Genomic DNA, 25,640 nt, shown 5'->3' on the forward strand with positions numbered 1-25,640 from the left:
CATGACGCCTGAACCGCTCGATGCCGGCCGCATCTTCGCTCCCGGCGAGCGCAGTGTCGCGGTGATGCTGCAGGCCCAGGCCGACAAGTTCGGCGCCAGGCCGCTGGTGCAATCCGGCGGCAAGTGCTGGAGCTTTGTCGAGGCACCCGGGCTTGCCGCGCGCGCCGCCGGCCGCCTGCACGAGGCCGGGGTGCGGCCGGGCGATCGCGTCGCCCTGATCTGCGAGAACCGGCCGGAGTTCATCGAGATCTTCCTCGGCACGGCCTGGCTCGGCGCCATCCTTGTGCCGATCAACACCGCCTCGCGCGGCCTGCAACTGCGCCACATCCTGGAAAACTCAGGCGCCCGGCTGTTGGTGATCGAGGCGGCCCTGCTGAGTGCTCTCGACCACGTCGATCTCGCGACCCTGCCGGTTGAGGCGATCTGGATCATCGACCAGCCGGTCGGCGCGCCGCCCACCGTGGTGCCGGCGCAAGTGCTGCCGCCCCTGGGCGCGGCGGTGGCCGCCGGGCCTGCGCGGCCGAGCGATACGCTGGCCATCCTCTACACCTCGGGAACCACCGGCCCGTCGAAGGGCGTGTGCTGCCCACACGCGCAGTTCTTCTGGTGGGGCGTCAACACCGCCCATCTTCTGGGCGTCGTCGAGAACGACGTGCTCTGCACGACGTTGCCTTTGTTCCACACCAATGCGCTGAACACCTTCTTCCAGGCCATGCTGACCGGCGCCACGGCGAGCTTCGAAAGCCGGTTCTCCGCCTCTGCCTTCTGGACCACTTTGGCGGAGCGGCAGGCGACGGTGACCTATCTCCTCGGCGCGATGGTGCCGATCCTGCTGTCGCGCGATCCGCACCCTGACGAGCAACGTCACTCGACGCGCATTGCCCTGGCGCCAGGGGTGCCCGGCCATTTCCATGCCGAGTTCACCCAGCGCACTGGCATCGGCCTGCTCGACGGCTACGGCTCGACCGAGACGAATTTCGTCATCGGCACGCCGCTCGGCGAGCAGAAGCCTGGCACCATGGGACGGATTTTCGAGGGCTTTGCCGCCCGCGTGGTCGACGACGACGACAACGAGGTGGCGGACGGCACCCCGGGCGAGCTCATCCTGCGCGCCGAGGCACCGTACGCATTCGGCACCGGCTATTTCGGCACCCCGGAGAAGACGGTCGAGGCGTGGCGCAATCTCTGGTTCCACACTGGCGACCGGGTCATCCGCGAGCCCGACGGCTACTTCCGCTTCGTCGATCGCCTCAAGGATGCCATCCGCCGGCGCGGCGAGAACGTGTCCTCCTTCGAGGTCGAACAGGTGCTGCTGAGCCATCCCGAGATCGCCACCGCCGCCGCCTACCCGGTGCGCTCGGAACTCGCCGAGGACGAGGTCATGGCGGCGATCGTCCTGCAGGCCGGCAGTGCGCTCGATCCGGTGGCCGTCATCCGCTTCTGCGAGACCCGCATGCCATACTTCGCCGTGCCCCGGTTCCTCGAGTTCGTCGATACCCTGCCGACGACCGAAAACGGCAAGATCCAGAAGTACAAGTTGCGCGAGCGCGGCATCACCGACCGCACCTGGGACCGCGAAGCCGCCGGAATCACGGTCAAGCGACGGTGACGCGATTCAATGTTCCTCCCCCCGTCATACGAGGGAGGTGCCCCCGGCCCCATCCTTCGAGACGGTCGCCGCGCGGGCCTCCTCAAGATGAGGATTCTTCTTAGTTTAACGCCTATGGGCACCTCCCCCGATTACGAGGATGGCATTTTGACGTCGTCAAAATTCGACGACGGCGCAAGCTGGAGCCGCCTGGACCCGCCATCACCTGCCGTCCTGCCATTTTCGTGAGCCGTTTCAACGTCTTGTAGGTCGTATCCCATGATTTTGGGGGAATCGTGACATCACTACCCCCGATATGGTAACGGAAGATCAACAGCTAGAAAGGAACCAGCCGTCGAGATGCCGGGGAGCGCCATCGCGGTCGCGTCGGATCATGCCGGCTTCGACCTCAAGGAAATTCTCAAGCGCGACCTGCAGAGCGCGGGCCACGAGGTGCTCGATCTTGGCACTGGCTCACCGGAATCCGTCGATTATCCTGACTTTGGCAAGGCTGTGGCCGAGGCGGTCGCGTCGGGCAGGGCGACACGCGGAGTCATCGTCTGCGGTACCGGCATCGGCATCTCGATTGCCGCCAACCGCAATCCAAAGATCCGGGCGGCGGTGGTCCACGACGCGACATCGGCACGCTTGGCGCGCCAGCACAATGACGCCAACGTCGTCGCATTCGGCCAGCGGCTCATCGGCGTGGAGACGGCGCGCGAGGCGCTGCAGGTCTTTCTGAAAACCGACTGGGACGGCGGCCGCCATGCGCGCCGCGTCGAGAAGCTATCGAAGGGTTGTCAACAATGAGTCGAGCCGCTGCCAGGTTGAGCGACATGCCGCTGCCAATGTTCACTCGCGATCTTGCCGAAGCCGATCCGGCGATCGACGCCGTTCTCAAGGGCGAGCTGCATCGCCAGCGCGAGCAGATCGAGCTGATCGCTTCCGAGAACATCGTGTCCCGCGCGGTGCTTGAAGCGGCCGGTTCGGTGCTGACCAACAAGTATGCCGAGGGCTACCCAGGGCGACGCTACTACGGCGGCTGCGAGGAGGTCGACAAGGCCGAGCAGCTCGCGATCGACCGCGCCTGCAAGCTGTTCGACTGCAGCTTCGCCAACGTCCAGCCGCACTCCGGCGCGCAGGCCAACCAGGCCGTGTTCATGGCGCTGCTGAAGCCCGGCGAGACCTTCATGGGCATGGCCCTCGACCAGGGCGGCCATCTCACGCACGGCTCGCCGGCCAACCAGTCTGGCAAGTGGTTCAAGGTCGTGTCGTACGGCGTCAAGCCAGACACGCATCTGATCGACTATGAGCAGATGGAGGAGGTGGCGCGCCGCGAGAAGCCCCGGTTGATCGTCGCCGGCGCGTCGGCCTATTCGCGCCATATCGACTGGGCGCGTTTCCGCAAGGTGGCCGACGAGATCGGCGCCTGGTTCATGGTCGACATGGCACACTATGCCGGCCTGGTCGCCGCCGGGGTCTACCCGAGCCCGCTGCCGCACGCTCACGTCGTGACGACGACGACGCACAAGACGCTGCGCGGCCCGCGCGGCGGCATGGTGCTGTCGAACGACGCCGAGGTCGGCAAGAAGATCAACTCCGCGGTGTTCCCGGGGCTGCAGGGGGGCCCGCTGATGCACATCATCGCCGCCAAGGCCGTGGCGCTGGGCGAGGCATTGCGCCCCGAGTTCAAGGCCTATGCCCACAATGTCGTCGACAATGCGCGCGCGCTCTCGGCAGCGCTGATCGAGCGTGGCCTTGCCATCGTCTCGGGCGGCACCGACAGCCACGTCATGCTGGTCGACCTGCGGCCCAAGAAGGCGACCGGCGTGGCGGCCGAGAAGGTGCTCGACCGCGCCGGCATCACGGTGAACAAGAACAGCATCCCGGGAGATCCCGAGAAATTCACCGTGACCTCGGGCGTGCGGCTGGGCTCGCCGGCCGGCACGACGCGCGGTTTCGGCGTCGCCGAGTTCCGCCAGATCGGCCATCTTATCGCCGATGTCCTCGACGGCATCGCGCGCAACGGGCCGGACGGCGACGCCCAGGTGGAGAGCCAAGTGCGCACCAAGGTGCACACGCTCTGCGCCCGCTTTCCGATCTACCGCGACTGACAAAAGCGCAGGCAAAAACGGGGGGAGAAAATGCGCTGTCCATTCTGCGGTCACGAGGACACACAGGTTAAGGACTCGCGACCGACCGACGACAATTCGGCGATCCGCCGGCGGCGCTATTGCCCGTCCTGCGGATCGCGCTTCACCACCTTCGAGCGCGTGCAACTGCGCGAGCTCACGGTCATCAAGAAGAACGGCCAGCGCGTCGCCTTCGACCGCGACAAGCTCGCCCGCTCGATCTCGGTCGCCTGCCGCAAGCGGCCGGTCGATCCCGAGCGGGTCGAGCGCGTCGTCAACGGCATCGTGCGCCGCCTGGAAAGCTCGGGCGAGAGCGAGATCCCCTCGACGCAGATCGGCGAGCTGGTGATGGACGCGCTGCGCGCGCTCGATCCGGTCGCCTATGTGCGCTTCGCCTCGGTCTATCGCAATTTCCGCGAGGCCCGGGACTTCGAGGAGTTCATCTCCGATCTCGCCGAGACGACCAGTCTCAAGGACTGACACGATGATGCGCGCGGCGCTCGCGCTGGCGCGCCGGTCGCTGGGGCGTACCTGGCCCAACCCGGCCGTCGGCTGCGTGATCGTGCGCGAGGGCAGGGTGGTCGGGCGTGGCCGCACCCAGGATGGCGGCCGTCCGCATGCCGAGGTCGATGCGTTGCGGCAGGCCGGCGACCTGGCGAAGGACGCCACCGTCTACGTCACCCTGGAACCGTGCTCGCATCACGGGCGCTCGCCGCCCTGCGCCGACGCCCTGATCGCGGCCGGCGTGGCGCGCGTCGTCTCGGCGCTCGAGGATCCCAATCCGCAGGTCAACGGCCAGGGCCACGCCCGCCTGCGCGCCGCCGGCATCGCGGTCGAGGTCGGCGAAGGCGCAGCGGAGGCAGCCGAAATCAACGCCGGCTTCGTGCTGCGGGTGCGCGAGGGCCGGCCGCTTATCCATCTCAAGCTCGCCACCTCGCTGGACGGCCGGGTTGCCACCGCATCGGGCGAGAGCCAGTGGATCACCGGTCCCGAAGCACGGGCCTGGGGGCACCGGATGCGGGCGACGCACGAGGCCATCCTGGTCGGCGCCAACACCGTGGCGCAGGACGATCCGGAGCTGACCTGCCGCCTGCCGGGGCTTGCCCGATACTCGCCGGTGCGCGTGCTGCTCGATTCGCGCGCGCGCCTCGGCCCGACCTCGAAGCTGGCGACGACGGCGCGCGCGCATCCGGTCTGGCTGATCTGCACCCCCGCCGCGCCCGTGGCCAGACGAGAGGCCCTGCAGGCGCTGGGCGTCGAGATCATCGAGGTCGGGGCGGACCCCACAGGTCGGGTCGACGTCACCGCGGCCGTCCGCGCACTGGGCGCGCGTGGTATCATGCGCCTCATGATCGAAGGCGGAGGCAAGGTGACGGCCGCATTCCTAAAAGCGGGCGAGGTCGATCGCCTGAGTATATTCCGCGGCGGCCTGGCGCTGGGCGGGGACAGCCGCTCTGCGGTCGGCCCCCTGGGACTCGAGCGGCTGGGTTTCGCGCCCCGATTTACCCTCGTTTCCACGCGCGTCCTCGGCGGTGACACGCTGGAAACCTGGACCCGAGGGCCTTAAGTACGCGCCATGTTCACCGGCATCGTCACCGACATCGGCGAGATCACCGCCATCACACCAGGCGGCAACCAGGGCGATCGCCGCTTCGTCGTCCGCACCAAGCATGACATGGCACCGATCGCCATCGGGGCGTCGATCGCCTGCTCGGGCTGCTGCCTGACCGTCGTCGAGAAGGGCAAGGACTGGTTTGCCGTGGAGGTTTCCGGCGAGAGCCTGGCCAAGACTCACCTCGGAGACTGGCGCCAGGGCAGCCGCCTGAACCTCGAATTGTCGCTCAAGCTGGGCGACGAGCTGGGAGGCCACCTGGTGTATGGCCACGTCGACGGCGTCGGCCGCATCGTGTCGATGACGCCGGAAGGCGGCAGCGTGCGCTTCATTTTCGAAGCGCCGGCCGAGCTGGCGCGATTCATCGCCGCCAAGGGCTCGATCGCGGTCGACGGCATCTCGCTCACGGTGAACGAGGTCGATGGCAACCGCTTCGGCATCAACATCATCTCGCACACCCAGGCGGTCACCACCCTGGGGCAGGCCAGGGTCGGCCAGCGGGTCAACCTTGAGGTCGACATGCTCGCGCGATACGTTCAGCGATTGTTGGAGCACGGAAGATCATGAGCGCGCTCGAAAAGGATGCCTGGCGGATCACCTTCTCCGAGGTGAAGGCTGCGGCCGAGGACATCATCGAGGAAGCCCGCCGCGGCCGGATGTTCATCCTTGTCGACGACGAAGACCGCGAGAACGAAGGCGACCTCGTGATCCCCGCCCAGTGGGCGACGCCCGAGGCCATCAACTTCATGGCCAAGCACGCGCGCGGCCTGATTTGCCTGGCGCTGACGCGCGAGCGGGTCGAGCAGCTCGGCCTGGCGCTGATGGCGCGCAACAACGGCACGCGCCACCAGACCGCCTTCACCGTGTCGATCGAGGCGCGCGAAGGCGTGACGACCGGCATCTCGGCCGCCGATCGGGCACGCACCGTGTCGGTGGCGATCGACCCCTCGTGCGGGCCGCAGGACATCGTCTCGCCGGGCCACGTTTTTCCGCTGGTGGCGCGCGACGGCGGCACGCTGGAACGCACCGGCCATACCGAGGCGGCCGTCGACCTGGCGCGGCTCGCCGGGCTGACACCGGCCGGCGTTATCTGCGAGATCATGAACGACGACGGCACGATGGCCCGTCGCAACGACCTCATCACCTTCGCCCAGCGCCACGGGCTCAAGATCGGCACCATCGCCGACCTGATCGCCTACCGCCGGCGCTACGATTCGATCGTCAAGCGTCTCTCCGAGACCACCTTCGAGAGCATCTACGGCGGCGATTTCCGCTGCGTCATCTACGTCAACAAGGTGACCTTGGCGCAGCACATCGCCCTGGTGAAGGGCGACCCGGCGAGCGGCGGGCCGGTCACCGTGCGCATGCATGCCGTCAACATCTTCACCGACGCGCTGGGACAACGCGACACCGGCCGCGGCGGCGAGATCGAGGCGTCGATGAAGCTGATCGCCGAGGAAGGGCGCGGCGTCATCGTGCTGATCCGCGAGCCGCTGACGGTGATGCTGGCCGAGCAGCGCCGGCGCGCCGGCGAGCCGATCGCGCCATCGGGCGGCGAGCTGCGCGACTACGGCGTCGGCGCCCAGATCCTGATCGACCTCGGCGTCAAGGAAATGGTGCTGCTGAGCAACAGCCGCAGAAGCGTTGTCGGCCTCGAGGGCTTCGGCCTCAAGATCGTCGGCCAGAAGCCGGTTCCCGGCCGCGCGGCACGCTAGCCATGTCGACCCGGACGGAGACGCCGACGGCCCGGCCGCCGGTCGACGGTGTGGCAGGCGCACGCATCCTGATCGTTGAATCGCGCTACTACCCGGAGATCGCCGACGCCCTGATCGCCGGTGCCGAGCGCGAGATCGTGCGCAATGGCGCGGCCTTCGAGCGCGTCGTCGTGCCGGGCGCCTTCGAGATTCCGGGCGCCATCGCCCTGGCGGCCGGCCGCTACGACGGTTTCGTGGCGCTGGGCTGCGTCATCCGCGGCGAAACCTCGCACTATGACTACGTCTGCGGCGAGAGCGCGCGGGCCCTGATGGATCTGGCGGTTCAAGGCAGGCTCGCCATCGGCTATGGCATCGTCACCGTGAACACATTCGAGCAAGCCGAGGCACGCGCCCTCATCGATCGCGGCGACAAGGGTGGCGATTCGGCCCATGCCTGCCTGGCCATGGTGGCGCTGCGCCGGCGCTGGCCGCCGAAATGAGCCAACAGGCGACGCCGAGCCGCCGGCAGGCCGCGCGGCTTGCGGCGGTGCAGGCCCTGTATCAGTGGCAGGAGGGCGCGCACGGCCCGGGCGAGATCGTCGAGCAGTTCCTCAAGGTCCGTACCGGCGAGGCAGGCGAGGGCGGCATGCGGCGCGATGCCGACCGGCCGCTGTTCAAGGACGTCGTGGAAGGCACGGTGGCCAACAAGGACGCGCTCGAGCAGACCGTGTCGGCGGCGCTGGCCAAGGACTGGACATGGGCGCGCATCGATCGCCTGGTGCGCGCCATCCTGCTCGCCGGCGCCTACGAGCTCGTGCATCGCAAGGACGTGCCCCTCAGGGTGGCGATCAACGAGTATGTCGAGATCGCCCACGCCTTCTACGACCAGGGCGAGCCCAGCTTCGTCAACTCGGTGCTCGATCGGGTCGGACGCAACGCGCGTCCCTCCGAGCCGGCGAGGTGACCGGCGGATGGCGCACGCCAGGCGCATCGGCGAATTCGAGCTGATCGCCCGCTATTTCGCGCCGCTGGCGAAAGGCTTCGCCGGCGCCGGAGGCTTGAAGAGCGACAACGCCGTCCTGTCGGGCGATGCCCGGCACGATCTCGTCGTCAAGACCGACACCGTGGTGTCCGGCGTTCACTTCCTGGCCGACGAGAGTCCTGAGGGCGTCGCCGCCAAGTCGCTGCGTGTGTGCCTGTCGGATCTCGCGGCCGGAGGCGGCACGCCGTACGTCTACCAGCTCTCGCTGGCGCTCCCCGGTACCTGGACCGAAGCATGGATCGCCGCCTTCGCACGCGGCCTGGCGGCGGACCAGCGCCGCTACGGCATTGTGCTCTGCGGCGGCGATACGGTGGTCACGCCGGGGCCGCTTACCATCACCATCACGGCGTTCGGGAAGGTGCCGCGCGGGCGAGCACTGACGCGAGCCGGCGCACGTGCCGGCGATGAGCTGTGGGTGAGCGGCACTGTCGGCGATGGTGCATTGGGCCTGCGCGCCGCGCGCGGCCAGCTCGTGAGCCCTGCGCTCGAGCGGCGCTTCCGGCTGCCGCAGCCGCGAACGACCCTCGGGCCCCGCCTTGTCGGCATCGCCACGGCGGCGGTCGACGTCTCCGACGGCTTGTTGGCCGATGCCGGCCATATCGGCGATGCGTCTCGCCTGAGCGTCGTCATCGAGCGCGATTGCGTGCCGCTGTCGGCGGCGGCACGCCGCGCCGTCACCGCCGATTCCGGCCTATGGCCGGAGATACTGGGCGGCGGCGACGACTACGAGCTCGTGTTCACGGTGCCGCCGCGCCGACGCCAGGCCTTGCTGCGCGCCGCCGATGCCGGCGGCGTGACCGTGACGAGCATCGGCACGCTGGGCAAGGGGCACGGCGTACGACTGACGATTGGAGGGCGACCGGCCCAGGCAGGGCGGCGAGGTTACGTGCATTTCTGATCCAGCGAAGTGGTCTTGAGTCCCTCTCCCGTAATCGGCGAGGTGCCCCGTCATACGGGGCGGAGGGGGAATGCCTCAGTCCAAGACCTATGAGATCCCGACGTCGGAATCGGATGAATCTCGACTGCGGCTCTCCCCTTGTGTGCGGGCCACCTCCCCCGATTACGGGGGGAGGCAAATGAAGTGTCCGCCTGCGGAAGCTCAGGGGTAGTTGTTCCGATCTTCCCAAGGCCAGCGCCAGGTTCGCCTGGGCGGCGGTGGGGGTGGTGGTGGCTGTTTCCGCAGTTCCTCCAGGCGGCGCTGCTCCTCGAGATAGGCGCGACGCTGCGCCTCTTGCCAGCGCGCAATAGCCGGCGCCGCCTTCGCGAGGAGCGTCGTCTTGTTGTCGGCGCTGATGAAGCCGGTCGGCGGCTCCCCGTTCGAGCTCTGCCAGTCGGCGATCTTGCTGCGCGTGCGCGGACCGAACACGCCGTCGGCGCCGCCTGCATCGAAGCCAAGGGAGGTGAGCGCGACCTGGATCTTCTGCCGATCGTGCGTGCTGAGCTTCAGCGAGGTTTCCGCCTGCTCGGCTTCGGCCTTCAGCTGCTCCTCGCTCTTCTTCGGCTCTTCCGACCGTGCCGCCTCCTGCGTGGAACGATCGCGGCGACCCTGATCCTCCTCGATGGCGCGCGAGTCGGCGTCTTGCACCTTCGGCTCGTCGAGGGCGGGGACGGCCACAGGCGCTGTCTGGGGAGCGACAGGCGCTGGTGAGGCCGTTTGAGCCGAGGGCGACGACGGCGTTGGGGCAGGGGCAGGGGCAGGGGCAGGGGCAGGGGGAGCGACGGCAGCCGGTGCCGGCGTCGATGGCGGCAAAGGCGGAGGCTCGGTCTGGGCAGGCGGAACCGCCGCCACAGTCGGTGCCGACGTTGCAGCCGGCAGAGGTGATGACGAGGTCGTGCCGGTCGGTGCCGGCGTTGATGGCGGCAGCGGCGGCGGTACGGCCGGGGTTGGCAGAGTCGCCCGGGTCGGCGCCGGCGTCGCGGCGGGCACGGGTGATGGTGCGGTCGCGGCAGTCGGTGGCGATGTCGCTGCCGGCAGAGACGGTGGCGTGGTCGCGGCGGGCGGTGGCGGTGTTGCGCTCGGCGGAGGCGTCGGCGCGACCGTCGTCGATGAAAGAGTCGATGCAGAAGGCGGCAGCGCCGCGGCCGCCGACGACGTGGCCGGCGCAGGGGAAGCGGGCGCCGGCGCGGTCGCGGTCTGAACCGAAACAGGCTGCGATGCCGCGGCCGGGCGGTGAGTCGTCGACCCGTTCGCCGCTGCCGACGGGGTCCCAGCCGCCGGCGCCACTGCGGTCGCTGTCCGTTCGTCGCGCGTCGCGAGGGTAAACAATCCGTAGCCGACACCCAGTATCACGACGACGGCTCCCGCCAGCACGTCGTATCTCAGGCGATTGAACGAGGGGACAGCGGGCGAAGGCGGCGGCGGCGGCGTTGGTGGCGTCGCGCCCGGAAGCGTAGCCGTGGAAACCACGTCGGCGACAGGCGCTTCCTTGCCGAAGAGGATCTCGCGCCACGCTGCGATGCTTTGCGGCCTGGCTTCGATCGGCAAGCGCAAGCCGGCATCGATTCCAGCCAGCAGGCTCGTCGAGTAGCCGTTGTCGGCGGCTTCCGCCGGAATCACGGTGGCGCCTTCGAACACGCGCTCCATGACGCTCGGCGGCACCTTGCCGGTTACGGCGGTGAAGAGCGTCGCCGCCAGCCCGTATATGTCGGTCCACGGCCCCTGCTTGCCCGACGTCGACTGCTCGGGCGCGGCGTAGCCCGGCGTGAACACGGCGGTGAGCGCCTGCGAGCGGTCGGCGATGGCGACACGCGAGGCGCCGAAGTCGATCAGGGTCGCCGCATCGCCGGGTCCGAGGATGATGTTGGCCGGCTTGATGTCGCGATGGAGGAACCCGGCGGTGTGGATCTGCTCGAGGCCATCGAGCAGCGAGGGCAGAATCCGATCGATGGTGGCTTGGGAAAGCCGTGGCTCGCTCTTCAGTCGTTGCGACACCGTCTCGCCCGAGAGCAGCTCCATCACGACGTAGGCGGTGCCGAACGCCTCGAGGAAGTCGTGCACCCGGACGACGGCCGGCACGTGACCCAGCTTGGCGATGGTGCGGGCCTCGTCGAGGAAGCGATTGCGTCCCCACACGAAGTCGGTCGACATCTCGGTCGAGCGCGGCAGCACAGTCGAGCTCTCGTGGCGAATGGCGATGCCGGTCGGCAGGTATTCCTTGACCGCGACATCGCGGCGAAGATGGGTGTCGTAGCAGCGATAGGTGATGCCGAAGCCGCCGAGGCCCAGCACCGACTCGATACGGTACCGTCCGATCATCACGCCGGCCGTCAGGGCCGCGTGGTGTTCGGTGCGATCGACCTCCTGTCGTTTCGCAGTCGGCGCGTCGTCGGTCATTGCTGCAGTGCAAGCCTCGGGGACGTAAAGAACAATCTTGAAACCCAGCCGCCCGCCTGTCTACGGCCGGTTGGGCATGCCCATATTACAGCGAGCGGCTCGGAAATAGCAGGTCTGGGCTGCGCCAGCCCTCCTTCTAATCGCTTGGGGCGGAAAGGGGCGGCGACTATGGTGCGCGCCCAATGGATGGGTCGAACAAGGTAGAGAGAACGGCGGCAGCGTCTACCGGCGGGGCGATGCCGCGCCGCGCTTTGCGCAACATCGCCCTGCTGGCGATCTGCCAGGCACTCACGCAGAGCAGCAACACGCTGATGTTCGCCTCGTCGGCGCTGGCGGTGCTGACCATCGTCTCCCCCGACATGCGCTTGTGGGCCAACCTGCCGGTCACCATGCAGCATCTCGGGGTCATGCTGTCGGTGTTCCCGGCTTCACTCCTGATGATGCGACGCGGCCGCAAGTTCGGCTTTCGCTCGGGCTCGGCCATGGGCATGGCCGGAGCAACATGCGCGGCAATCGGGCTTGGTCTCGCGAGCTTCCCGATCATGTGCCTGGGCGGCCTGATGATGGGCTACGGCATCGCCAACATGCAGCTCTACCGCTTTGCCGCCGTCGAGCTGGCGCCCGGGCATTTCCGCGCCCAGGCGATTTCCTATGTGACCGCCGGCGGCGTCATCGCCGGCATCATTGGACCGGGGCTCGCCCGTATCACGCCCGATCTGTGGTTGCCGACCTTCCAGGCGAGTTTCTGCGCCGTCATCATCATCCACGCCATCGTCTTCGTCGTGCTGGGCTTCATCGAGTTCCCGACGGTGAAGGCGGAGGACGTGAGCGGCCCGCAGCGCCCGCTGCTCGCCATCGTCACCCAGCCGGCCTACATGGTTGCGTGCGCCGGCGGCATGATCGCCTTCGGTGTCATGTCCTTCGTCATGGCGGCCTCGCCGCTGGCCATCGTGCAATGCGGCCTCGACAAGGGCGAGGCGCCGATCACGATCTTCGTCCACGTCATGGGCATGTTCGTCCCGGCCTTCTTCACCGGCCAACTGATCCAGCGTTTCGGCCTTTTCAACGTCATGACGGCGGGCATCGCCCTCCTGGTCCTGGGCGTCGTGGTCGCCCTGATGGGCGTGACCGTCTGGAACTTCCGGATCGCTCTCAGCCTGAACGGCGTCGGCTGGAATTTCCTGTTCGTCGGCGCGACGACGCTCCTCACCACGACCTATCGGCAGGCGGAGCGCGGCAAGGCGCAGGCGTTCAACGATTTCATCGTCTTCGGGACGACCACCGTGGCGAGCCTGATGGCCAGCGTCGTGCTTGAGCTCAAGGGCTGGGCGATGCTCAACTACTTCGCCCTGGCGCTGGTCGTCGTTGCGCTCGTGGTGATCAGCGTCTATCGCCTGTTACGCCCCTCGCGGGCGTAAAACCAAGGTCGCAGGCCGGAAGCCAAGCCCTTGAGGCAACGGGGTTTTTCCCAGCGCGGGTTGCGCTGCGGGAAGCGTTCTGCCATTTTCCGGCCCGCCTTGCGCCGGGGAGAAACCGTACTTCAGCACGCGCCGGGCGGAGAATGCCGTAAAAACAACAGGTTAATTCAATATGTCCACCATCCTCTGGGCTGTCATCGCGTGCGGTGTCATCGCCGTCTTGTACGGCGTCGTCACCGCTTCGCGGGTCATGGCGGCCGATTCGGGCACTGCGCGGATGCAGGAGATTGCGCAGGCCGTGCAGGAGGGCGCTGCCGCCTACCTGCGCCGCCAGTACACCACCATCGCCATCGTCGGCGTGGTCGTGCTCGTCGTTCTCGCCCTTCTGCTCGGCAAGTATGCAGCGATCGGGTTTCTGATCGGCGCCGTGCTGTCCGGCGCGACAGGCTTCATCGGCATGAACGTCTCGGTGCGCGCCAACGTGCGTACTGCCGTCGCTGCCCAGAAGAGCCTGGGACAGGGCCTCGACCTCGCGTTCAAGGCCGGCGCGGTCACCGGCATGCTGGTCGCCGGATTGGCCCTGCTGGGCGTCGTTGGCTACTTCTCCGTGCTGGTCAAGATGGGCGTGACCATCGGCAGCCGCGAGATGATCGACGGGCTGGTGGCGCTGGGCTTCGGCGCCTCGCTGATCTCGATCTTCGCCCGCCTGGGCGGCGGCATCTTCACCAAGGGTGCCGACGTCGGCGGCGACATGGTCGGCAAGGTCGAAGCCGGCATCCCGGAGGATGACCCGCGCAACCCGGCGACCATCGCCGACAACGTGGGCGACAATGTCGGCGACTGCGCCGGCATGGCGGCCGACCTGTTCGAGACCTACGCGGTGACCACGGTCGCCACCATGGTGCTGGCCTCGATCTTCTTCACCGGCAACCAGGCCCTGGTCGCCAAGCTCATGCTCTACCCGCTGGCCATTGGCGGCGCCTGCATCATCACTTCGATCATCGGCACCTACTTCGTCCGGCTGGGCTCGAACGGCAACATCATGTGGGCGATGTACAAGGGCGTGATCGCGGCCGCCGTGCTGTCCATCCCGGCAATCTGGTTCGTGACCGACTGGGTCGTCGGCGCCGGCACGGAGCTCAAGGTCGGTACTCTCACGTTCCACGGCTCGACCCTGTTCTGGTGTGCGCTGGTCGGCCTCGCCGTCACCGGCCTGATCGTGTGGATCACCGAATACTACACCGGCACCGACTACCGTCCGGTCAAGGCGGTGGCGCAGGCCTCGGTCACGGGACACGGCACCAACGTCATCGCCGGCCTCGCGATGTCGATGGAGGCAACGGCCCTGCCGGCGCTGCTGATCTGCGCCGGCATCGTGGTCTGCTATCTGCTCGCCGGCCTGTTCGGCATCGCCATCGCGACCACGGCGATGCTGGCGCTGGCCGGCATGGTGGTGGCGCTCGATGCCTATGGTCCGGTCACCGACAACGCCGGCGGCATTGCCGAGATGGCCGGCTTGCCGAAGGAAGTGCGCAAGAACACCGACGCGCTCGACGCCGTCGGCAACACCACCAAGGCCGTCACCAAGGGCTACGCCATCGCCTCGGCCGGCCTTGGCGCCCTGGTGCTGTTCGCCGCCTATACGTCGGACCTCGACTACTTCATCGCCCAGGGCAAGCTCGGCATCCAATCCGTCGAGTTCTCGCTCAAGAACCCGTACGTCGTGGTCGGCCTGTTGATCGGCGGCCTGCTGCCGTACCTGTTCGGCGGCATGTCGATGCTGGCGGTCGGCCGCGCCGCCCAGGCAGTGGTCGAGGAAGTGCGTCGCCAGTTCCGCGAGAAGCCCGGCATCATGCAGGGCAAGGACCGGCCCGATTATGGCCGTGCCGTCGACATGCTCACCAGGGCCGCGATCAAGGAGATGATGATTCCGTCGCTGCTGCCGGTGCTGTCGCCGATCGTGCTGTTCATCGTCATCAGCGTCATCGCCAATCGCGCCGACGCGTTCGCCGCAGTCGGCGCCATGCTGCTGGGCGTCATCGTCACCGGCCTGTTCGTCGCCATCTCGATGACGGCGGGCGGTGGTGCCTGGGACAATGCCAAGAAGTACATCGAGGAGGGTCACTTCGGCGGCAAGGGTTCTGAGGCCCACAAGGCCGCGGTTACCGGCGACACCGTCGGCGATCCCTACAAGGACACCTCCGGCCCGGCGGTGAACCCGATGATCAAGATCACCAACATCGTGGCCCTCCTGCTGCTCGCCGTGCTCGCGCACTGACCAAGCTGCCGCGCAGGGACCAAAGCAAAAGCCCCGGCCGCAAGGCCGGGGCTTTTCACTTTGGGAGGGACTCTTCGCGGGGGGCACGTCACTCCAGTGGCGCGATCTTCCTCTCGAGGCAGACGAAGACGCGCCATTGGAGTGGCGCGCCCATAGGCGCTAACTTTGGCCGGACCAACAAAGTCCTCATCCTGAAGGAGGCCGCGCAGCGGCCGTCTCGAAGGATGGGCGACACACGAAGTCGTTGGAGAAGCGGTGTCGCAGCACCCGGTCTGTTGTCGACCCTTCGAGACGCGGCCTCCAGGCCGCTCCTCAGGGTGAGGTCCCTTTGTAAGTTAAGTGAGCGCCTATGAGTGGCGCGCCCCCAGCCTCAGGTTCTCAGCCGCCGCCGCCGGTCGGCGCACCGGGACTGCCGCCGGTCTGCTTGGCCGGGCCGGTGAACTTGCCGATGTTGCCGAGAAGCTGCTCGAGGACGGTAAGCTCCTTGCCCGAGGTCGGCGTGATCCGCGCCACCATGGTGATTTCCTTGGCGTCCTCCAGGTCGTAGTACTTGAGCGAGGAAATGCGACCGGAGTCGTTGAAGGTGATCTGGATGACGTTCTGTTCGCTGATCCAGGGCCGTTTGGGACCCCAGTATTCCTGCTTCTCGCTGATATAATACCAGACGTTGGGGTTGAACGTCGCGACTGCCGACGGCGAGCCGATCAGTCGCTGCACATCCTCGCGGCTCTGGGTGTTGACCTCGAGCTTGTCGACCGAACCGGGCGACGGCGAGAAGCCGCGGATGGTGGAAACGTTGTCGCACGCGGCGACGAGGGCGAGCGCGAGGGGGGCGAGGGCGAACGGGACGGCGCGACGCATGGACTGATTCTTGGTTTCGTCGGAGAGAAGGGTCGAGCGGAAGATGTCGCGACAGGCGCGGCAGGTCAACCGCACCAGCCAAGAGGGCAAGAGACCGTGTTCCGCCGTCGCAAGCCAGAAGATGCCTTTGCCGCGGCGCTGTACGCCCGAACCGCCGAACGGGCCCGGGCGCCGGAACTGTTCGAGGCCTGTGGCATCCCCGACACGCTCGACGGACGCTTCGACTCGCTTGCCCTGCATGCCGCGCTGACGATCGACCGGTTGCGCCGGGAACCCGACGGGGACGTGCTGGCGCAGGCATTCTTCGACGCCATGTTCCGCCACCTCGACCTCACCCTGCGCGAGATCGGTGTCCAGGATCTGGGCGTCGGGCGGCGTATCAAGATCATGGCCGAGGGGCTGCACGGACGGGCGCTCGCCTATCGCGAGGCGCTTGCCGGCACGCCCCGAGAGCTGCTTGAGGCCTTGCGCCGAAACGCCTATGGCGGTAGGCCGCCCGTCGACGATCGGACCGTGGAACGGCTGGCCGACCATGTGCGACAGTACGCGGCATGGCTCGCTGAAACGCCGCGCAATCTCCTGATCAAGTAGATCAATAAAATGTCGCAAGTGACTCAAAGAGAACCAAAATCGGAAATAGAGCGGATTGTCGACCTGGACCGTATGGGGCCCGGAGGCGCAGCCTTGGAGATCGTCGCCAGCGACAGCGAGCGGGCGGCGCTGGCCAAGCGCTTCGGCTTCCTCGGCCTGCCGGCCTTGTCGGCCCGCGTCACCGTCGATCGCCGGATGGGTGGCCAGATCGTCGTCGAGGGGCGCTTGCGCGGACGGATCGTGCAGGCGTGTGTGCTCACGCTTGACCCCGTGAACCAGGACCTGGACGACGCCTTCCGCATCGTCTTCAGGAAGGACCTGGCCGACGACCGCGACCCCGAGAATGGCGAGGCGGTGCTGAGCGCGCAGGCCGATGCGCCCGAGCCTTTGGCCGGAAGCCTGCTCGACGTCGGCGAAATCGTCGCCGAGCAGCTGTCGCTCGCCGCCGACCCCTATCCGCGCCGGCCGGGCGCCAAACTCGAGGACGTGATGCCCAAGCCGCGCCATCATGGCCGCCGGAGCCCGCCGGACCAGCGCCGGCATCCTTTCGCCGGCCTGGCGGCACTCAGAGACAAACCCGGCCGCGGACGCTAAATTCTTGCGGTGATGGTGGGTTTTGGCTAGACAAGCCGGCCCGCCGCGCCGCTAGAGCGCGGCTGCAGCGTTTTTTGGGGCTGGCCATTGGTGCCGCCCCGTCGTGGAGATCGTCATGGCAGTTCCCAAGAAGAAGGTTTCGAAGTCCCGCCGCAACATGCGCCGGGCCCACCACGCCATTCCCTCGATGGCCTATGTCGAGTGCAAGAACTGCGGTGAGCTGAAGCGGCCGCACGCCGTCTGCTCGCATTGCGGTTACTATCGCGAGGACATGCCTGTCCTGGCCGACAGCGCGTCGGCCGAGAAGTAGTCCTGGCACGCTGCCGGCGATGCGCTGGCATCCAACAGGCAGGAACAAGCGGTGAGCGGGGGCAAGATCGTCCTGGCGCTCGACGGCATGGGGGGCGATCGCGCGCCCGATGTCGTGGTGGCCGGCGCCGATATCGCGCGCGAACGCTACCCGGGCACGAGCTTCCTGCTGTTCGGTGACCCGGCCCGGCTGAAGCCGCTGGTCGACAAGCGCAAGGGCCTCGCGTCGGTGCTCGAGATCGTCCCGGCCGAAGACGCGGTGCTGGCCGAGGACAAGCCGTCCTTCGCGCTGCGCCGCCGGCGCAAGTCGAGCATGTGGCTGGCCGTCGATGCGGCGGCCCAGGGGCGCGCCGACACCGTGGTGTCGGCGGGCAACACCGGCGCCCTGCTGGCCATCTCGATGGTCGCCATGCGCATGCTGCCGGGCGCCCATCGGCCGGCGCTCGCGTCGTTCCTGCCGACCGCGCGCGGAGAGACGGTGATGCTCGACCTCGGCGCCAACCTCGATTGCGATGCCGACAATCTCGCCGAGTTCGCGGTGATGGGCAGCGTCTTCGCGCAGGTGCTGCTCGGCCTCGATCGCCCCAGGGTCGGCCTGCTCAATGTCGGCTCCGAAGAAATGAAGGGCCATGAGGAACTGCGACAGGCCGCTGCAATGCTGCGCGCCGAAGGCTCGCCGGTCGACTTCCACGGCTTCGTCGAAGGCGACGATATCGGTATCGGCAAGATCGACGTCGTGGTGGCCGACGGCTTCACCGGCAATGTCGCGCTGAAAGCGATCGAAGGCACCGCCAAGCTCTACACCCAGTGGGTGCGCGAGGTCTTCCGGACGTCGACCTTCGCCAAGATCGGCGGCCTGTTCGCGTTCGGCGCGTTTCGCAAGATGCGCAAGCGAGTCGATCCGCGCCGCTACAACGGCGGCGTGTTCCTCGGCCTCGACGGCGTGTGCGTGAAGAGCCACGGTGGCACGGACGCGCTGGGCTTCGCCTATGCCATCGGCGTCGCGGTCGATCTGGTGCGTTACGAATACAAGAGCAAGCTGATCGAGGGATTGGGCAGGCTGCAGGTCGTGCGGTCGTCGGCCGAGGCGCCATCGACGTCGGCGCTGCAGGCAAGCGGAGGGGCTGCGTGATTCGTTCCGTCGTTCAGGGGTGCGGCGCCTACCTGCCGGAACGGGTCGTCACCAACGACGAGCTTGCCAAGACCCTGGACACCTCGGACGAATGGATCCGACAGCGCACCGGCATCCGCCAGCGCCACATCGCCGCCGACGGCGAGTTCACCTCGCATCTCGCGATCAAGGCCGCTGAACGCGCGCTCGACCATGCCGGGATCGCCGCTGCCGATCTCGATCTCATCGTGCTCGCCACGGCGACCCCCGACGAAACCTTTCCCGCCACCGCGACCCGCGTGCAGGCGGCGCTCGGCATGACCAAGGGCGCCGCCTTCGACGTCCAGGCGGTGTGCGCCGGCTTCGTCTATGGCGTGTCGGTGGCCGACAGCCTGCTCCGCAGCAGCGTCGCCTCGACCGCCATGGTGATCGGCGCGGAGACCTTCTCGCGCATCCTCGACTGGACCGATCGTGGCACCTGCGTGCTGTTCGGCGACGGCGCCGGAGCGATCGTGCTCAAGGCGGAGCAGGGCGCCGGCACGCCGGCCGATCGCGGCGTCCTCGCCAACGCACTCCATTCCGATGGGCGCCAGCACGACATTCTCTACGTCGACGGCGGCCCGTCGTCGACCAAGACCACCGGCTTCCTCCGCATGGAGGGCAAGGAGGTCTTCAAGCACGCCGTGGTCAACATGGCGGCGGTCGTCGGCGAGGTGCTCGAGCAGGCGGGACTTCAGACCACCGACATCGACTGGCTGGTGCCTCATCAGGCAAACAAGCGCATCATCGATGGTACCGGCCGCAAGCTCGGCCTGCCGCCCGAGCGGGTCGTCGTCACGGTCGACAAGCACGCCAACACCTCGGCTGCCTCGATCCCGCTCGCCCTCGACACCGCCGTCAAGGACGGCCGAATCCAGCGCGGTGACTTGCTTCTGCTGGAAGGAATCGGCGGCGGTCTGGCCTGGGGAGCCTCGCTGGTGCGCTGGTAGGCAGCGTCAAGGACGCGCCACCCGCAACAGAAGGCGAACAGACGCCAATTAAAGGCCAGCGTCTATCCTCCTGATATTGACCGCTTTCCCACCTTAGAGTATGGATTAACTAAGGGGGAAAGAGGGTACCGGATGGAAGGCCGGACGATTACGCGTGCCGATCTGAGCGAGTCGGTGTTCCAGGAAGTGGGCCTGTCTCGCAACGAATCGAGCGACTTGGTCGAGACGATCTTGTCAGAGGTTGTCGAAGCCTTGGCGCGTGGCGAATCGGTGAAGATTTCCTCGTTCGGAAGCTTCACGGTTCGCGACAAGGGCCAGCGTGTCGGCCGCAATCCAAAGACTGGGCAGGAGGTCCCGATCCTGCCGCGGCGGGTACTCGTCTTTCGAGCGTCGAACGTTCTCAAATCTCTGATTAATGGGGCGCCCGGCGAGAGTAAGGGACAGTAGTCAATCGGGGGGTAGGTCATGGCCGCTTCGGTTCAGGCCACGGAAAGGCGAGTCGAGAAATCGGCGCAGGCGTTTCGCACCATCAGCGAAGTCGCCACCGAGCTCGACGTGCCTCAGCACGTGTTGCGCTTCTGGGAAAGCAAGTTCAGCCAGGTCCGTCCGCTGAAGCGTGGCGGGGGCCGGCGCTACTATCGGCCGGAGGATATCGATCTCCTGCGCCGCATCCGGTCCCTCCTGTATGAGGACGGCTACACCATCAAGGGCGTCCAGCGCCTGCTGAAGGAGGGCCGCGGACGGCTGCCGCCGCAGCAGCAGCGGCTCGATCTCGCCGCCGAGAGCGCGCTGGAGAGCCTGCGAATCGTGTCGGCGCGCGCCGAGGCGATGGCGCAGGGCAGCCAGCGCCAGCCGCTGCCGCGGACGGGGCCCCAGCCCGCCACGAACACTCCGCGGGCCACCATGCTCGACCTTCACAAGCGGCGGGAAATCGAAGCCGTGCTCGAGGATCTCGAGCAGGCGCTGACCCAGTTGCGCAGTACGCTCAAGTCGAACAACTGATCGGGGCCTGGCGTGCCGCCGGGGGGCGGTGCGTCGGGGCCTTGCCAGGGGTTCGGGATACCCACGAAGTCGGGTGGAGGGCGCGAAGAAGGGGCTACAACCACCTGATTGTCATCTATTTTTTCTTCAGCCGGCATCGTCAGAGGGGGACGCAGCCGTGGTTGCCGATTTGGACCGCGTTCCTGATTGGACGCACATATTTCGTCTCAATGCATTGAACGACAACGAGTTGGAAGCCTTTTCTCCGACTCTACCTGAACTTCTATACCTGCGACGGGGCCTCGATCAGCCGGGTGGCAAGCTGCCGCTGTTCGATCTCGACGGCCAGGAGATCGAGGCTGCCATCGTGCGGCGCTGCCTCGCGGCAGGCTGGGCCAAGCCATGGTTCAACAATCCGCTGAAACCCGACTGGCTGGTTTGCAAGTTGACGATGTCAGGGCGCGCTATCGCAGGCGAAGGCTGACTTTGCCTTAATGTGATCCTGAGCACTGCGAAGGATCTCGCATCGCCAGAAGTTGCAATGCACTTTCCTGGAGACGGCGATGAGGTCCTTCGCTCCGCTCAGGATGACCGGAAGTGCACGGCCGGCCATATTTAGTCACTGACAAGATACCAGAATACGCAGAGATCATGCTGCGGGGGCTTGATCTCGCGGTCGCGACTCGTTCTGATCGGCGGGTGATTCCGAATCGCTCACCGCACGAACAGGACAAACAGCCATGACCGTCGAAAATCCAGACAACAAGTGGATCGGCAAGCGTACCCCTCGGCCGGATGGCGCGGACAAGGTAACGGGACGGGCGGCCTATGCCGCCGACACCACCATGCCCGGCATGATCTGGGGCAAGGTCTTGCGCAGCCCCCATCCGCATGCCCGCATCAAGTCGATCGACACCTCGGCGGCGGAGGCCTTCCCGGGCGTCAAGGCGGTCATGACGGCCAAGGACATCGTCGATTTCCCGATCGACAAGGGGGCGGTGATGCTGGGCATCCAGGACATGCGCTGGATGTGCCGCAACGTGATGGCGCGCGACAAGGCGCTGTTCCACGGCCATCCCGTGGCCGCCGTCGCCGCGACCACCCAGGCGATCGCGGCCGAGGCCCTCGGGCTGATCAAGGTCGACTACGAAGTCCTGCCGTGGGCAATCGATGTCGAGGACGCGATGAAGCCCGGTGCGACCCCGCTCCACGATCACATCAAGTTCGAGGGCAAACCCTCCAACATCGCAGGCACGCTTGAGCACAAGAAGGGCGACGTCGAGGCGGGCTTCAAGGAAGCCGACGTGATCGTCGAGCGCAGCTTCAAGACCGAGGCCGTGCACCAGGGTTACATCGAGCCGCACGCCTGCCTCGTCAGTGTGGTCGACGGCAAGGTCACGATCTGGAGCTCGAGCCAGGGCCAGTTCATGGTCCGCGCGATGTGCTCCTATCTGACCGACATCCCGCAAAGCGATATTCGCGCCATCCCGGCGGAGATCGGCGGCGGCTTCGGCGGCAAGACCATCATCTACCTGGAGCCGCTGGCCCTGATCCTGGCGCGCAAGTCGGGCCGGCCGGTCAAGATGGTGATGTCGCGCGAAGAGGTCTTTCGCGCGTCCGGTCCGACCTCGGGCTCGGTGAGCACGGTCAAGATCGGCGCGAAGAAGGACGGCACGATCGTCGCCGGCCAAGGAACCTATTGGCTGCAGGCCGGCGCCTTCCCCGGTTCACCGATCCGCGGCGCCGCCGGTTGCGCCTTCGGACCTTACGACATCCCCAATGCCTATACGAAGGGCTACGACGTGGTCTCCAACCGCTCGAAGGTCGCGGCCTACCGCGCGCCCGGGGCGCCGATCGGTGCCTACGCGGTCGAGTGCGTGCTCGACGAGCTGGCCGAGAAGCTCAAGATGGATCCGCTCGAGCTGCGTCTCAAGAACGCCGCCAAGCAAGGCACCAAGGCAGTGCACGGTCCGGTCTACCCGGTCATGGGCTACCAGGAGACGGTGAAGCAGGCGCTCGCGCATCCGCACTACAAGGCGCCGCTCAAGCCCAACCAGGGCCGCGGTGTGGCGAGCGGCTACTGGTTCAATGCCGGCGGCGAGTCGAGCGCGACCATGCGCATCAACGAGGACGGCACTGTCGTCGTGATGACCGGCCATCCCGACATCGGCGGCTCGCGCGCCTCGACGGCCAACATCGCCGCCGAGATCCTGGGCATCGACCACAGCAAGGTGACGGTGCTGATCGGCGATACCAGCAGTGTCGGCTTCTCGAACCTGACGGGCGGCAGCCGCGTCACTTTTGCCTCGGCCATGGTGGTCACGCAGGCGGCGGAAAAGGTCATCACTGATCTGCGCCGCCGCGCGGCGAAGATCTGGAAGATCGATCCCGATGCCGTCAACTGGGACAACGGCGAAGCCAAGCCGGCCGGCGACAATGCCGGCAAGTTCGAGCCGCTGTCGCTGGCCCAGCTCGCGGCACGGGCGACCGAGACCGGCGGACCGATCGGCGAGGCCGCGGCGAGCAACACGATTGGTGCCGAAGGCGGCTTCGGCACCCACATCTGTGACGTCGAGGTCGACCCGGCCACGGGACGCGTCTGGGTCGTGCGCTACACCGTCTTCCAGGATGTAGGCCGCGCGATCCATCCCGACTACGTTGAGGGCCAGATGCAGGGCGGTGCCGCCCAGGGCATCGGCTGGGCGCTCAGCGAGGAATACATCTACGACAAGAACGGAAAGCTCGATAACGCGGGCTTCCTCGACTATCGCATGCCCGTCACGTCGGACCTGCCGATGATCGATGCCGTGATGATCGAAGTCCCTAACCCGAAGCATCCGCAGGGCGTGCGCGGCGTCGGCGAAGTGCCGCTGGTTCCGGTGATGGCGGCGGTTGCCAATGCTGTCCACGGCGCGCTCGGCATACGCTTCCATAGCCTGCCGATGTCGCCGCCCAAGGTGCTGGCGGCATTGGAGGCCGCGAAACTGCCGCGTGCGGCGGACTGACTCGGCTCACTCCGACCTTCGCCTCCCCCGTCCTACGGGGGAGGTGCCCCGTCAAACGGGGCGGAGGGGGAAGGCCTCAGCCGAGATGCCCGGAAGTCCGACGTCAGAGTCGGAGGTATCTCGACTTGGGCCTTCCCCCTCCGGCCTTTCAGGCCACCTCTCCCGATTACGGGGGAGGGAAACGAATTCGGAGGAACCGGTTCATGTGGCCAGCCAACGCGCTCACGCAGCGCCTGGGTCTCAAATGGCCCGTCATCCAGGCACCGATGGGCAGCATGAGCACGCCGGCGCTCGCCGCCGCGGTCAGCAACGCCGGCGGGCTGGGCGGCCTCGGCATGTGGGGCCTGACCGCAGACGAGGCCGGCCGTCGCATCGCCGGCTTCCGCCAGATGAGCGGCGGCAGCCTGAACGTGAACTATCCGATGTGGCCCGAACCGCGCGCCACGGCGGAGATGGCCGAGGCGATGCGGCAGCACCTGCAGGTCCACTACGACGCCAAGGGGCTGGGCAGCGTGCCGGCACCGCGGGGGAAGGCGGGCGACGTTACGCCGGAACATCTGGCCATGCTGCTGGACGTCAAGCCTGACGTCGTGAGCTTCCACTTCGGAATCCCCGATTCCGCGACCATTCGGGCCATCAAGGCAGCCGGCATTTTCATCATCTCGAGCGCCACGACGGTCGCCGAGGCGAGGTTGCTCGAGGCGAGCGGCGTCGATGCCATCATTGCCCAGGGCACCGAGGCGGGCGGCCATCGCGCAACCTTCAGCGGCGTCGACATGACCATGCAGGCCGGCCTGTTCTCGCTCCTGCCGCAGGTGGTCGATGCGGTGCGCGTGCCCGTCATCGCTGCCGGCGGGGTCGCCGACGGGCGAACCGCGGCGGCCGCCTTCATGCTGGGCGCCGGCGCCGTTCAGATGGGCACGGCCTTCCTGCGCTGCGAAGAAGCCAATGTTCAACCGGCCCATCGCAGGGCGCTCGCCGAAGCGACCGAGTCGTGCACAGTGGTGACCGACCTCATCAGCGGCAGGCCGGCACGCTACATCCGCAACAAGCTGCTCGACGATCTCGTGGACTCCGGCTTGAAGCCGCTACCGATCCCGATGCAGCTCAGCCTGACACTGCCGCTCGGCCAGTCCGGAGACAGGGAGATGACGCCGCTGTTCTCCGGGCAATCGGCGACACTGGCCCGCCACACCAGCGCGGCGGACCTCGTTCAGGCGCTCGCCGAAGACGCGCTGCGGCGGCTGCGCGCGTTCGCGTAGAGACCGGCCGTAGCCAGCACTGGTCGACGACCGGGCGAAGCGACCGACGAGTAGCAGCGACCATTTGCGCGCGCTTGCCGCGACGCCTGATCGTCTCGAACGCTCGTTCAGTAGCTTGCTTGGTACAAGATCACGAAATTGCAACGGCTGCTCCGGCGCAGAGACACGAAGAGAGGACGTCGTGCCAATGCATCTCCAGCCGACAATTCGCTTCTCCGCTGGCGGTCAAGTCTCGGTAGACAGCACACAGTGCAAGGCCGGCGCCAGGTCGGCCCGAGCGCGATGACGCCGGCAACAAAAGCGCCGGGGTGACGTTTTACGTCGACAAGCCAGACCCAACGCCAACCAGAGGGCGCCATGACCTTGCAAGCGCGGTCGCTGCCGGTCACTTTCTTCCTTGCCGCCCTTTGCACGGCGACCGCCATCTACGCTCTTCCTCGAGAGGCGTCTGCGCAATCGCAGCAACTCACTCCATTGCGATCGCAAAGCGTCGCTGATGGTGGTTTGCCTGTTGGCGGACGATCGCTCGATCTCTCGAAGGCAGGATCGCCAGGCCGCTCGAAGAACGTCTGCCAGGCAGGAGGCGGCGGCGGCAGCAGTGGGGGCTCCGGTGGCGGTGGTGGCGGCGGCTCCGGCGGCGGCGCCGGAGGCGGCGGTACGGGTGCGGGCGGGGCCGGCAGCGGCGGTGGGGGCTCCGGGGGCGGTGGTGCGGGTTCCGGCGGCGGCGGCAGTGGCTCCGGTGGTGCAGGCACCGGTGGTGGAGGTGCCGGTGGTGGAGGTGCCTCGGCTGGAGGTGCCAGTGGTGCCAGTGGTGGAGGTGCCTCGGCTGGAGGTGCCAG

At 67.3% G+C, this 25,640-nt stretch carries 25 protein-coding genes; 23 read left to right on the forward strand and 2 right to left on the reverse strand.

Annotated features, from left to right (window positions below; translation table 11 throughout):
- Position 1: 1 nt before the first annotated feature.
- The 10 genes from AB7O82_RS11445 (at position 2) to thiL (ending at position 8,966) form a co-directional block, all read left to right on the forward strand.
- A complete protein-coding gene (locus AB7O82_RS11445; RefSeq protein ID WP_428543062.1) occupies positions 2–1,609 on the forward strand; it encodes an ATP-dependent acyl-CoA ligase in 1,608 nt (535 codons plus the stop codon).
- Between the two features lie 339 nt (positions 1,610–1,948).
- Positions 1,949–2,398: a ribose 5-phosphate isomerase B gene (rpiB, locus tag AB7O82_RS11450; RefSeq protein WP_428543065.1), complete on the forward strand. Its 450-nt coding sequence runs from the start codon at positions 1,949–1,951 to the stop codon at positions 2,396–2,398.
- Positions 2,395–3,702: a serine hydroxymethyltransferase gene (gene glyA / locus AB7O82_RS11455; protein WP_428543068.1), complete on the forward strand. Its 1,308-nt coding sequence runs from the start codon at positions 2,395–2,397 to the stop codon at positions 3,700–3,702. The genes rpiB and glyA overlap by 4 nt, the downstream gene beginning before the upstream one ends.
- A gap of 30 nt (positions 3,703–3,732) precedes the next feature.
- The gene (gene nrdR / locus AB7O82_RS11460; protein ID WP_428543071.1) at positions 3,733–4,200 is read left to right on the forward strand and encodes a transcriptional regulator NrdR; all 468 of its coding nucleotides are present in this window, start codon (positions 3,733–3,735) and stop codon (positions 4,198–4,200) included.
- 4 nt (positions 4,201–4,204) lie between these two features.
- On the forward strand, positions 4,205–5,287 hold the full coding sequence (ribD, locus tag AB7O82_RS11465) for a bifunctional diaminohydroxyphosphoribosylaminopyrimidine deaminase/5-amino-6-(5-phosphoribosylamino)uracil reductase RibD (RefSeq protein ID WP_428543074.1): 1,083 nt from the start codon (positions 4,205–4,207) through the stop codon (positions 5,285–5,287).
- Between the two features lie 9 nt (positions 5,288–5,296).
- Positions 5,297–5,899, forward strand: coding sequence for a riboflavin synthase (locus AB7O82_RS11470; RefSeq protein ID WP_428543077.1), 603 nt, complete (start codon positions 5,297–5,299; stop codon positions 5,897–5,899).
- Positions 5,896–7,047 (forward strand): 3,4-dihydroxy-2-butanone-4-phosphate synthase, encoded by a 1,152-nt coding sequence (gene ribB, locus AB7O82_RS11475; RefSeq protein WP_428543080.1) that lies wholly within the window; start codon positions 5,896–5,898, stop codon positions 7,045–7,047. The genes AB7O82_RS11470 and ribB overlap by 4 nt, the downstream gene beginning before the upstream one ends.
- 2 nt (positions 7,048–7,049) lie before the next feature.
- Entirely contained in the window at positions 7,050–7,526 is a 477-nt protein-coding gene (gene ribH, locus AB7O82_RS11480) for a 6,7-dimethyl-8-ribityllumazine synthase (RefSeq protein WP_428543083.1), read from the forward strand.
- Positions 7,523–7,990 (forward strand): transcription antitermination factor NusB, encoded by a 468-nt coding sequence (nusB, locus tag AB7O82_RS11485; protein ID WP_428543086.1) that lies wholly within the window; start codon positions 7,523–7,525, stop codon positions 7,988–7,990. The genes ribH and nusB overlap by 4 nt, the downstream gene beginning before the upstream one ends.
- Before the next feature lie 7 nt (positions 7,991–7,997).
- On the forward strand, positions 7,998–8,966 hold the full coding sequence (gene thiL, locus AB7O82_RS11490) for a thiamine-phosphate kinase (RefSeq protein WP_428543089.1): 969 nt from the start codon (positions 7,998–8,000) through the stop codon (positions 8,964–8,966).
- 201 nt (positions 8,967–9,167) lie between these two features.
- Here the strand turns inward: thiL and AB7O82_RS11495 are convergent, their stop codons facing one another.
- Positions 9,168–11,402, reverse strand: a complete 2,235-nt coding sequence (locus AB7O82_RS11495) for a protein kinase domain-containing protein (protein ID WP_428543091.1) — start codon at positions 11,400–11,402, stop codon at positions 9,168–9,170.
- Positions 11,403–11,638: 236 nt separating this feature from the next.
- Here AB7O82_RS11495 and AB7O82_RS11500 point away from each other — a divergent pair, with 236 nt between their 5' ends.
- Positions 11,639–12,820: an MFS transporter gene (locus tag AB7O82_RS11500; RefSeq protein ID WP_428543093.1), complete on the forward strand. Its 1,182-nt coding sequence runs from the start codon at positions 11,639–11,641 to the stop codon at positions 12,818–12,820.
- A gap of 172 nt (positions 12,821–12,992) precedes the next feature.
- Entirely contained in the window at positions 12,993–15,098 is a 2,106-nt protein-coding gene (locus AB7O82_RS11505; protein ID WP_428543095.1) for a sodium-translocating pyrophosphatase, read from the forward strand.
- Positions 15,099–15,476: 378 nt separating this feature from the next.
- On the opposite strand, the gene AB7O82_RS11510 is transcribed toward AB7O82_RS11505, so the two are convergent.
- Positions 15,477–15,959, reverse strand: coding sequence for an outer membrane protein assembly factor BamE (locus tag AB7O82_RS11510; RefSeq protein WP_428543097.1), 483 nt, complete (start codon positions 15,957–15,959; stop codon positions 15,477–15,479).
- A gap of 96 nt (positions 15,960–16,055) precedes the next feature.
- Here AB7O82_RS11510 and AB7O82_RS11515 point away from each other — a divergent pair, with 96 nt between their 5' ends.
- The 11 genes from AB7O82_RS11515 to AB7O82_RS11565 form a co-directional block, all read left to right on the forward strand.
- The gene (locus AB7O82_RS11515) at positions 16,056–16,550 is read left to right on the forward strand and encodes a ubiquinol-cytochrome C chaperone family protein (protein WP_428543099.1); all 495 of its coding nucleotides are present in this window, start codon (positions 16,056–16,058) and stop codon (positions 16,548–16,550) included.
- Between the two features lie 93 nt (positions 16,551–16,643).
- Positions 16,644–17,144 carry a YceD family protein gene (locus AB7O82_RS11520; protein ID WP_428543101.1) on the forward strand — a complete coding sequence of 167 codons (501 nt, stop codon included), beginning with the start codon at positions 16,644–16,646 and terminating at the stop codon, positions 17,142–17,144.
- Between the two features lie 115 nt (positions 17,145–17,259).
- Entirely contained in the window at positions 17,260–17,454 is a 195-nt protein-coding gene (gene rpmF, locus AB7O82_RS11525) for a 50S ribosomal protein L32 (protein ID WP_428543103.1), read from the forward strand.
- Between the two features lie 51 nt (positions 17,455–17,505).
- On the forward strand, positions 17,506–18,585 hold the full coding sequence (gene plsX / locus AB7O82_RS11530; RefSeq protein WP_428543105.1) for a phosphate acyltransferase PlsX: 1,080 nt from the start codon (positions 17,506–17,508) through the stop codon (positions 18,583–18,585).
- Complete coding sequence (locus tag AB7O82_RS11535) at positions 18,582–19,553, forward strand: beta-ketoacyl-ACP synthase III (RefSeq protein WP_428543107.1); 972 nt, start codon at positions 18,582–18,584, stop codon at positions 19,551–19,553. Before plsX ends, AB7O82_RS11535 begins: the two co-directional genes overlap by 4 nt.
- 132 nt (positions 19,554–19,685) lie before the next feature.
- Complete coding sequence (locus tag AB7O82_RS11540; protein ID WP_428543109.1) at positions 19,686–20,000, forward strand: integration host factor subunit alpha; 315 nt, start codon at positions 19,686–19,688, stop codon at positions 19,998–20,000.
- Between the two features lie 18 nt (positions 20,001–20,018).
- A complete protein-coding gene (locus tag AB7O82_RS11545) occupies positions 20,019–20,555 on the forward strand; it encodes a MerR family transcriptional regulator (protein WP_428543111.1) in 537 nt (178 codons plus the stop codon).
- 157 nt (positions 20,556–20,712) lie between these two features.
- Positions 20,713–21,018 carry a hypothetical protein gene (locus tag AB7O82_RS11550; RefSeq protein ID WP_428543113.1) on the forward strand — a complete coding sequence of 102 codons (306 nt, stop codon included), beginning with the start codon at positions 20,713–20,715 and terminating at the stop codon, positions 21,016–21,018.
- A gap of 256 nt (positions 21,019–21,274) precedes the next feature.
- A complete protein-coding gene (locus AB7O82_RS11555; protein ID WP_428543115.1) occupies positions 21,275–23,539 on the forward strand; it encodes a xanthine dehydrogenase family protein molybdopterin-binding subunit in 2,265 nt (754 codons plus the stop codon).
- 203 nt (positions 23,540–23,742) lie between these two features.
- Positions 23,743–24,801 (forward strand): NAD(P)H-dependent flavin oxidoreductase, encoded by a 1,059-nt coding sequence (locus AB7O82_RS11560; protein WP_428619414.1) that lies wholly within the window; start codon positions 23,743–23,745, stop codon positions 24,799–24,801.
- A 610-nt stretch (positions 24,802–25,411) separates the two neighbouring features.
- A partial coding sequence (locus AB7O82_RS11565) for a hypothetical protein (protein WP_428619415.1) occupies positions 25,412–25,640 on the forward strand: 229 nt, incomplete at its 3' end.

The organism is Reyranella sp. (assembly GCF_050185545.1).
Taxonomy (GTDB): Bacteria; Pseudomonadota; Alphaproteobacteria; order Reyranellales; family Reyranellaceae; genus Reyranella.

Excerpts from the sequence above, each read along its gene's own strand:
- AB7O82_RS11445 (WP_428543062.1), top strand. The coding sequence starts at position 2 with ATGACGCCTGAACCGCTCGATGCCGGCCGCATCTTCGCTCCCGGCGAG.
- rpiB (WP_428543065.1), top strand. The coding sequence starts at position 1,949 with ATGCCGGGGAGCGCCATCGCGGTCGCGTCGGATCATGCCGGCTTCGAC.
- glyA (WP_428543068.1), top strand. The coding sequence starts at position 2,395 with ATGAGTCGAGCCGCTGCCAGGTTGAGCGACATGCCGCTGCCAATGTTC.
- nrdR (WP_428543071.1), top strand. The coding sequence starts at position 3,733 with ATGCGCTGTCCATTCTGCGGTCACGAGGACACACAGGTTAAGGACTCG.
- ribD (WP_428543074.1), top strand. The coding sequence starts at position 4,205 with ATGATGCGCGCGGCGCTCGCGCTGGCGCGCCGGTCGCTGGGGCGTACC.
- AB7O82_RS11470 (WP_428543077.1), top strand. The coding sequence starts at position 5,297 with ATGTTCACCGGCATCGTCACCGACATCGGCGAGATCACCGCCATCACA.
- ribB (WP_428543080.1), top strand. The coding sequence starts at position 5,896 with ATGAGCGCGCTCGAAAAGGATGCCTGGCGGATCACCTTCTCCGAGGTG.
- ribH (WP_428543083.1), top strand. The coding sequence starts at position 7,050 with ATGTCGACCCGGACGGAGACGCCGACGGCCCGGCCGCCGGTCGACGGT.
- nusB (WP_428543086.1), top strand. The coding sequence starts at position 7,523 with ATGAGCCAACAGGCGACGCCGAGCCGCCGGCAGGCCGCGCGGCTTGCG.
- thiL (WP_428543089.1), top strand. The coding sequence starts at position 7,998 with ATGGCGCACGCCAGGCGCATCGGCGAATTCGAGCTGATCGCCCGCTAT.
- AB7O82_RS11495 (WP_428543091.1), bottom strand. The coding sequence starts at position 11,402 with ATGACCGACGACGCGCCGACTGCGAAACGACAGGAGGTCGATCGCACC.
- AB7O82_RS11500 (WP_428543093.1), top strand. The coding sequence starts at position 11,639 with ATGCCGCGCCGCGCTTTGCGCAACATCGCCCTGCTGGCGATCTGCCAG.
- AB7O82_RS11505 (WP_428543095.1), top strand. The coding sequence starts at position 12,993 with ATGTCCACCATCCTCTGGGCTGTCATCGCGTGCGGTGTCATCGCCGTC.
- AB7O82_RS11510 (WP_428543097.1), bottom strand. The coding sequence starts at position 15,959 with ATGCGTCGCGCCGTCCCGTTCGCCCTCGCCCCCCTCGCGCTCGCCCTC.
- rpmF (WP_428543103.1), top strand. The coding sequence starts at position 17,260 with ATGGCAGTTCCCAAGAAGAAGGTTTCGAAGTCCCGCCGCAACATGCGC.
- AB7O82_RS11540 (WP_428543109.1), top strand. The coding sequence starts at position 19,686 with ATGGAAGGCCGGACGATTACGCGTGCCGATCTGAGCGAGTCGGTGTTC.
- AB7O82_RS11545 (WP_428543111.1), top strand. The coding sequence starts at position 20,019 with ATGGCCGCTTCGGTTCAGGCCACGGAAAGGCGAGTCGAGAAATCGGCG.
- AB7O82_RS11555 (WP_428543115.1), top strand. The coding sequence starts at position 21,275 with ATGACCGTCGAAAATCCAGACAACAAGTGGATCGGCAAGCGTACCCCT.
- AB7O82_RS11560 (WP_428619414.1), top strand. The coding sequence starts at position 23,743 with ATGTGGCCAGCCAACGCGCTCACGCAGCGCCTGGGTCTCAAATGGCCC.